The organism is Verminephrobacter aporrectodeae subsp. tuberculatae At4 (assembly GCF_000193225.1).
GTDB lineage: Bacteria > Pseudomonadota > Gammaproteobacteria > Burkholderiales > Burkholderiaceae_C > Acidovorax > Acidovorax aporrectodeae.
Genome location: NZ_AFAL01000087.1, coordinates 1 through 7,530 on the forward strand (window position 1 = coordinate 1; position 7,530 = coordinate 7,530).

Sequence of the window (7,530 nt, forward strand, 5' to 3'; positions counted from 1 at the left end):
CGCGGTGGGGCGCGTGCCGAAGGCGCTCGTGGTGTTGACGTTGTACGTGATGGTGCTGGCGAGATTTCTTGTGCCTGGGCCACCTCCCGGGTTGCCCGCAAGGTCGATCACTGGGGCCTGAAGTATGGCGATGTTGACGTTGTTGAGTGTGACGGTGTTGGCCGTCGGGGCGGTGAGTGTGGCGGTCCAGGTGGTGCCGCCGTCGGTGGAGACCACGTTCGACACCGTGCCGCCATTGGTGTTCGCGTCAGTGCGCTGCGTGTCATTATTTGTTGCAGTGGTGTAGGGGATGATGCAACTGGCGTCGAACCCCGTCACCGCTTCGCTGAAGACAAAGGTGAGGGTGGCTGTTTCGCCGGCGCTGAGGGTGGTGTTCGTCGCCGCCGGCTTTCCGGGTGCGAAGGTGATGCTGGATGCCGTCAGCGTGGGCCCGAAGTAGTCCACGGTGTAGGTGGGGCCGTAGTGGTCCTCCGCCGGACCCCAGTTACCCGCGAGGTCCGTCAGGTGGCCCCTGTGCAAAATGATCTTGTTGCCGCCCTTTGGGCGCCCGTTGGAGTCGTTGACGTAGTTGTTCTGACTCAGTGTGGCGGTCCAGGTCTGACCTTCATCGTTGGTGCTCCAGGCGCTCAGAGTGCCCCGGACCGGCGAGCTGCTGTGCACCTCGACGTCGTCGTGGGTGAATTCGCGGACTTTTTCGGAAAAGCGGATGGTGACGATGGCGTCTCTGGAGTTCTCTCTCAGCGTCGTCTTGTCCATCGTGATCGTGGCGGTGGGCCGCTGGGTGTCGATGGCGTAGGTGTTGCTCGATTCCACCGTGCGTGTTCCGTTGGCCTGGAGGCCATCGCGATCGGTCACGCCGGTGAGGTCCACGCTGACTTTGTGGTCCTTCGAGGTATGGGTCCCCGGCGGGGCCGTCAGTGTGGCGGTCCAGGTGTTGCTATGGCCGTTGGCGTCGGGGTTGGTGGGGCGCGGAGCGGACAGCGTGCCCTTTCCTGCGGGCACCTGCAGGTTTCCGCTTCCCAAACCCTTGACCGGTTCGGAGAAGGTGAAGGTGACGGTGGTCGTGCTCTTGTCAATCGACAGCGTGCTGTCGCTGAACGTGATGGAACTGACGGGCAGCCGCGGGGGCGTGGTGTTGCCTGGTGGGGACAACAGGCCTTGGGCATGGGTCACGGGTTGTGCGTTGAAGCTTGCTGCCTGGTTGCCGGCAGCGTCCCGCACCCCACCGGATGCGGGCTTGGTGTAGCTGACGGTCACGGTCCCCTCCGTTGCGGCCACGGGGCGGCTCAGCGACAGCATCACGGTATTGTCCATTGCGCTCACCGAGGTGGCGAGGACGTTGACGGAGCCAGCGGCGGTGGTGACCGTAAAGAGGCTGGAGCTGAGTACTGTCCGGTCCAGGGTGTTGGCTTCCGTGTACGCAAGCTCCAGCACGTTGCCGAAGCCGATGAGCTTGGCGGTGTTGATCACCGGGGGCGTGGTGTCTGCTCCCGCAGGCGTGTAGTTGGTGACGGCCCATTCGCTGAAGTCCGGTGAGTCGTTGCCGGCAGCGTCCTGCACCACGGCGCCGGTTGCGGGCTTGGTGTAGCGGACGTGGAGCGTCTCCGTGCTGGTCACGGCGCGGTTGAGCGTGAGCGTGATGGTCTTGGCCGCCCCGTTCACCACGGCGCTGGTCACGGTGGTGGCGATGCTGCTCAGCACCCTGAAGCCTGCGTTGCCCGTGAGTGCTGTCTCGTCCAGGGTGTTGGATTCGAGGTACGTGAGCACCAGCTGGTTGCCGTTGACCGTGGCGTAGTAGATGAGCGGGGGCGTGGTGTCTGGCGCGGACGTCCGGGTGTTCACGGTGTAGTTGAGACTGGTGGCGTTGCCTGCGCCCGTGCGCTGTGCGTTATTGGTCACGCCGGCCAGGTTCACGCTGATGGTGTTGGTCGCGTCCTCGACGCCCGCCGTGGGCGTGAAGGTGGCGAACCAGGTGACGTTGTCGTTGGTGCGCAGCGTGCCGAGCGTGCCGTTGGCATTCGTGAGGTCTATGTCGGTGGCGTCAAAGTCGTGGACGCGCTCGCTGAAGAAGATGGTGACGGTGGTGGTCTCGCCCCTGGAGAGCGCGTCGTCGGCCAGCGTGATGGTCGCGGTGGGGCGCGTGCCGGAGGTGCGCGTGATGTCGACGTAGTAATCGATGTTGGAGAGCTGTCTTGAGCCTGGGACGACTGGGCTTCTGTGTGGGGCGCCTGCCAGGTTGCCCGCAGCGTCGAATATTCCGCTTATCAGTACACCTGTCTTGATCACCTGGTTGTTGGGTGGTATGGCGGGGGCCGTCGAGGCGGTGGCGGGGGGCGTCGGGGCGGTGAGTGTGGCAGTCCAGGTGGTGCCGCCGTCGGTGGAGACCACGTTCGACACCGTGCCGCCGTTGACGCCCGTGTCAGTTGTATCGGTGTAGAAGATTATGGAATTGGCGTTGAACCCCGTCACCGCTTCGTTGAAGACAAAGGTGAGGGTGGCTGTTTCGCCGGCGGTGAGGGTTTTGTCCGTCGCCGGCTTTCCGGGTGCGAAGGTGATGCTGGATGCCAGCAGCCTGGGCCCGGCGTAGTCCACGGTGTAGGTGGGGCCGTATTGGTCCTCCTCCGGACCCGAGTTGCCAAACGTGTCAAGCACGCTGTGCTTGCGCAAAACGATCCTGTTGCCGCCCACTGCGCGTGCGTGGAGGTCGTTGTAGTTGTTCGGAGTTAGTGTGGCGGTCCAGGTTTGACCCGCGACGTAGCTGCCATCCGAGCTCTGGTCGCCATGGACGGGGCGCAAGTTGCTCAGAGTGCCCTGGACCGGTGAGTCGCTGTGCACCGCGATGTCGTCGGTGGTGAAGCCACTGACGGGTTCGGAGAAGGTGATGGTGACGGTGGTTTCTCTGGCGTTCAGTCCCAGCATCGTGTCCATCGTGATCGTGGCGGTGGGCCGTTGGGTGTCGACTTTGTAGAAGTTACTCGATTCCACAATGCGTGTCGTGGCCTGGAGGCCATCGCGATCGGTCACGCCGGCGAGGTCCACGCTGATTTTGTGGCTCACCGAGCGGGCCCCCGATGGGGGGCCGTCAATGTGGCGGTCCAGACGGTGCTATGGCCGTTGGCGTCGGGGTCTGTGGGGCGCGGAGCGGACAGCGTGCCCGGTCCCCCACGCGACTGCCAGTGACTACTCGTGAAGTGCAGGTTTCCGCTTCCCAAACCCTTGACCGGTTCGGAGAAGGTGAAGGTGACGGTGATCGTTCTCTCGTTAAGCGTCAATTGGTCGCCGCTGAACGTGATGTCACGCGCGGCCAGCGAGGGGCGCTCGGTGCCGACGGTGTAGCTGTCGCTGTAGACGGAGTTGCTTCCTCCGGAGGAGTCCTGCAGGGTGTTGACGGAGTAGTTGTCGCTGTAGACGGGGTTGCTTCCTCCTGAGGAGTCCTGTCCCGCGTTGCCATGCAGGTCGCGCACTTGGCTGACGTTCAGGCCGATCTTGCAAGCTTCGGCGTTTGCCGTGTTGGCAGCGGGCGTGAAGGTGGCGGTCCAGGTGATGCCGTCGTCGGTGCTGGAGGGGTCGCTCAGCGTGCCGTGGGCATTGGAGAGGTCGAAGGCTGCCTTGACGCTTGCGCCGGTGACTTTCTCGTTGAAAACGAACTGGACCCTGGCGGTTTCGCCGGCTGCAAGGCTGGTGTCGTCGAGCGTGATGCTTGTGACCCGGGGGTTGACGGTATCGACGGAGAACCAATCGGATTGGGAGGTCCCTGAGCCCCCACGGCCGGCCCGATCCAGCAGATTGGCAAGGTCCATGCTGATGCGGCCGCCGGCGCTTTCCGTGTCGTCATTCGCACTCAGTGTGGCCCAGTAGTGACTTCCATCGATGGGGTCCCTGGTCAACCTGCTGGTCCAGCGGGTACCGGACGGCATGCTCGTGCAGTCGTCGGCGAGGACGAAACTCGACTGCAGCGGCTCCTCGTTGAACCTGAAATGCACGGTGGTCGATTCACCCTTGCCCAGCTTGTATTTGTCGGCCTGAATGCTGACGGAAGTGATGGTCATGGCGTTCTCCTGAAAGGTTGGTGTGCGGTTGCGGACTGGGGTTGCAGTTCCGGCTACGGGTTGGGGTTCCGCCGCGGAACGGCAGTGGATACGTAACAGAGGTGACGCGCATTTAATCACAGTTTTTTTCAGCTGCCCAGGTCCAGCCGCTCAATCCCTGTGCAGAGCAGGGCGCAGGCGGTGATCTCGTCCACTCCCTTGGGTATGGGCCAAGGGCCTGTGGCGCTCCCTCGCCATGCCCTTTGCGCGCGCTCATCCATTGCGTGCAGGGCCCTTTTGTTACACCGTGCCCGCTGTTTTTTTGCGTGAAATAGACGCGAATTTCTCCTTCCGTGCAGACCCGGGCCCACGGCCCAGCCGATCACCCAAAGCAAGGTTGAACCGGGGCGGCTTCGAGCAAAGCTACAACGCGCAGGCCGGCGTGGACACCGAGACCATGATGGTGATCACCCGGCATGTGAGCCAGGCACCCAACGACAAGCGCGAAGTCGTGCCCACGCTGGCGCAGATCCTGGCGTTGTCCGCAGTGCTGGGTAAGGTGCAGTCGCTGATCACGGACAATGGCTTTTGCAGCCAGGCCAACGTGATCGCGTGCATTGAGGCGAAGATCGAGCCACTGCTGGCGCTCAAGATGCTTTTCCGTTTTCTGAAGCGACCCAAGAAAGGAAATCGCATATGACCACCGCAACCACCCCCCTGGACCCCCGCGTCTCCGAGTTCGAGACGCAGCAGCAAGCTGACAGCTACGACCGCTGGTTCCGCGTCAAGGTGCAAGAAGCCATCGAGAGCGAGCGCCCGAGCCTGCCCCACGATGCCGCTATTGCGCGCGTGGACGCCCTGCTGGACGAGATGAGGGCCAAGCGTGCTGCCCATTGAGTGGTCGGACGAGGCCCAACTCGACTTGGCCGAAATCCAGTTCTACATCGAACAGTTCAACCCCGCAGCCGCCCAAGACCTGCGGCAGACCATCGAGCAGGGCGTGGAGCGGTTTCTCCCCCTCGTGCCGTTTGGCTTGCGTCCTGGCCGTGTGCGGGGGACGCGGGAATACGTGGTTCACCCGAACTACATCGTTGTCTATCGGGTAGAGCAGGCCCGCATCCATGTGCTGCGCGTGTTGCACGCCCGCCAAGAGTACCCATGAGCCTGGAACACGGCCGGTACGTTCAGGCGGCCACGTCCGCAGCATGCAGGGGGATGCGGTGCGGCCTGCCAGTTCTTTCGGGTTCAAGCCGCCCGCGGGGGGCGGGCAGGCTTGGGCACAGCAAGGCCGCTTGTCCAGGCCCTGTGTGCTGCGGCGTCAGAACCAGAGGCCGCCTGCCGCATCTGGCGTTTGCCCCATGAGGGACAAGGGCATGCGCGCTGCGGCTCCCGGGGCGGTGATGACGCCGTTGGCCAGGCCGTCGGCGTCGAACGGCCCGCCATCGGCGATCTCGAAGTCCAGCCGCAGCCGCCCGCCCTCGTGCGCCACCTTGCCGCCGTAGGGCGCGCTGCTCAGGTTGACCCAGTGGCCGGCGCTGTCCCGGGCCCAGTAGCCGTTCACGCCCAGCGCCGGGTCCAGATACAGGCTGAAGGTCTGGCTGCTGCGGCCCGTGGCCAGTGTTGCCTCCAGGCTGAGCAGTCCGAGGGGCATTTCCATCCCCTGGGGCAACTCGGCGGGGGCGTCTTCTTGCTCCAGGCGGGTGATGCGGGCGCCGCTGCTGTCCGGGTCCTGGCTGCCGTCCTGGCTGCCGGCTACCAGGGTCACGGGGGTGCTGCTGGCTGTGTCTGCGGGTTGGCTTGCTCCGGGGGGGCTGCTGAGCACAAGGCGGGTCGAACGCACCGCTGTCTGCGTGCTGTCCGGGGTGCTGTTGTCGTCGGTCGCGGGGGCTGCGCCAGCGGGGCTGGGGGTGCCGGGGGGCTGGTCTTCGCTGCTGCCGGGAACGCCGTCGCTGTCCCTGTCGTCCTGGGTGTTTTGGTTCGACGGGCCTTCCGGGGCCGGGGAGGGGGCTGGCGAATTCGAGGGGGTCAGCGGAGCCGACCGGGCTGACGCGGCCGAATCCTGTTCCTGTTGCGCGGGTGTGTAGTTGTTCACCGGTATGGCCGAGAAACTGGCCGCGTCGTTGCCGGCCACGTCCTGTATGGCGTTGGCATCGTTGCCGGTCGTGGGGTCGGTGTAGGCGACGGTCACCACCTGGCCATTGGCGACCGGGGTGGCCAGCTTCAATTTGACGGTCTTGTACTTCGCGGACACCGTGACGGTGGTGACGGCGGTGAGCACGTTATCGACGCGCACCACAAAGGCCGTTGCGGGCGGGATATGGGTTGCGTCCAAGTAGGTTTCTTCGGCGTAGCCGAGAGACAGCCAGTTGTCGCGCACCGTGGTCCAGTACACCACCGGGGCCCGGGTATCGATCTGGTAGTTGGCGCTATTTGCAAGGCCGGTGCCGGCGCGGCCTGCGGCGTTGGTCACGCCGGCAAGGTTTACGCCAATGGTGTTGCTGTCGTTCTCGACGTTGGCCGTGGGCGTGAAGGTGGCGGTCCAGGTTCTGCCATGGTCATGGGTCGCGGGTTCGCCGAGTGTGCCATTGGCATGGGTGAGCACGACGTCATCGCGCGTGAAGCCGGTGACGGGCTCGCCAAAGGCAAAGGTGACGGTGGTGCTTTCCCCTCCGGCCAGGCTGGGGTTGGCCAGCGTGATCGTGGCGGTCGGGCCTGCGGCGTTGGCAGGCCGGGTGTCCATGGAGTAGTTGGCGCTGATGGCGGTTTCGGTCCCGTCGTTGCGGGAGTCGTCTCTTACGCCGGCGAGGTTCACGCGGATGGCATTTGTCGGGGCGTAGACATTGGCCGTGGGCGTAAAGCTGGCTGTCCAGACCGTGCGGCCGGTGTTTTCCATGGGCGTGAGCGGGCTTAGCGTGCCATTGCTGCACACGATGTCGTCGGCATAAAACCCGGAGACGGGCTCGCTGAAACGGAAGGTGACGGTGGTGCTCTCGCCCGCGGTGAGCGCGCTGTCGGCCAGCGTGATGGTGGCCGTGGGGCGCACGGTGTCCACGTCGTAGATGGTACCGATGTAGATGAATGTGCTGCCGGTACCGGCATTGCCCGCGTCGTTGGTCACCCCGGCGAGGTTTACGCGGATGGTATTCGCCGGGGCGCTGGTGTTGGCCGTGGGCGTCAAGGTGGCTGTCCAACTCCTGCGGTCGGCGTTGGCCATGGGCGTGCTCAGCGTGCCGTTGGTGTACACGATGTCACTGATGTCAAAGCCGTTGACGGGCTCGCTGAATGTGAAGATGACGGTGCTGTGGTTGTGGGGCCAGCTCGTGGTGAGCTGGCGGTTGGACATAAAAATGGTGGCCCAGGGGCGGGTGGTGTCAACGGTGTAGTTGGCGCTGATGGCGCCGCCGGTACCGATGTTGCCCGCGGCGTCGCTCACACCGGCGAGGTTGACGCGGATGATATTTGTCACCTCGCGGACGTTGGCCCTGGGCGTCAAGGTGGCCGT

5 protein-coding genes and 1 pseudogene are annotated in these 7,530 nt (G+C 64.6%); 3 read left to right on the forward strand and 3 right to left on the reverse strand.

Going from position 1 to position 7,530, the window contains the following annotated elements; translation table 11 throughout:
• Together VTU_RS25535 and VTU_RS0103660 are read right to left on the reverse strand one after the other, a co-directional pair.
• A partial coding sequence (locus tag VTU_RS25535) for an Ig-like domain-containing protein (protein ID WP_010100871.1) occupies positions 1–3,057 on the reverse strand: 3,057 nt, incomplete at its 3' end.
• Positions 3,054–4,049 carry an Ig-like domain-containing protein gene (locus VTU_RS0103660; RefSeq protein ID WP_010100872.1) on the reverse strand — a complete coding sequence of 332 codons (996 nt, stop codon included), beginning with the start codon at positions 4,047–4,049 and terminating at the stop codon, positions 3,054–3,056. The genes VTU_RS0103660 and VTU_RS25535, both read right to left, overlap by 4 nt.
• Positions 4,050–4,434: 385 nt before the next feature.
• Here VTU_RS0103660 and VTU_RS0103665 point away from each other — a divergent pair.
• From VTU_RS0103665 to VTU_RS0103675, 3 genes and pseudogenes are all read left to right on the forward strand, one after another.
• Positions 4,435–4,728: pseudogene (locus tag VTU_RS0103665) on the forward strand (transposase); the annotation flags it as partial.
• On the forward strand, positions 4,725–4,925 hold the full coding sequence (gene relB / locus VTU_RS0103670; RefSeq protein ID WP_010100874.1) for a type II toxin-antitoxin system RelB family antitoxin: 201 nt from the start codon (positions 4,725–4,727) through the stop codon (positions 4,923–4,925). The pseudogene VTU_RS0103665 and the gene relB, both read left to right, overlap by 4 nt.
• On the forward strand, positions 4,912–5,190 hold the full coding sequence (locus VTU_RS0103675; protein ID WP_010100876.1) for a type II toxin-antitoxin system RelE/ParE family toxin: 279 nt from the start codon (positions 4,912–4,914) through the stop codon (positions 5,188–5,190). Before relB ends, VTU_RS0103675 begins: the two co-directional genes overlap by 14 nt.
• Positions 5,191–5,346: 156 nt before the next feature.
• Here VTU_RS0103675 and VTU_RS25540 read toward each other — a convergent pair.
• Positions 5,347–7,530 (reverse strand): Ig-like domain-containing protein (locus tag VTU_RS25540; RefSeq protein ID WP_010100878.1); only part of this gene is annotated, 2,184 nt, incomplete at its 5' end.

Excerpts from the sequence above, each read along its gene's own strand:
- VTU_RS0103660 (WP_010100872.1), bottom strand. The coding sequence starts at position 4,049 with ATGACCATCACTTCCGTCAGCATTCAGGCCGACAAATACAAGCTGGGC.
- relB (WP_010100874.1), top strand. The coding sequence starts at position 4,725 with ATGACCACCGCAACCACCCCCCTGGACCCCCGCGTCTCCGAGTTCGAG.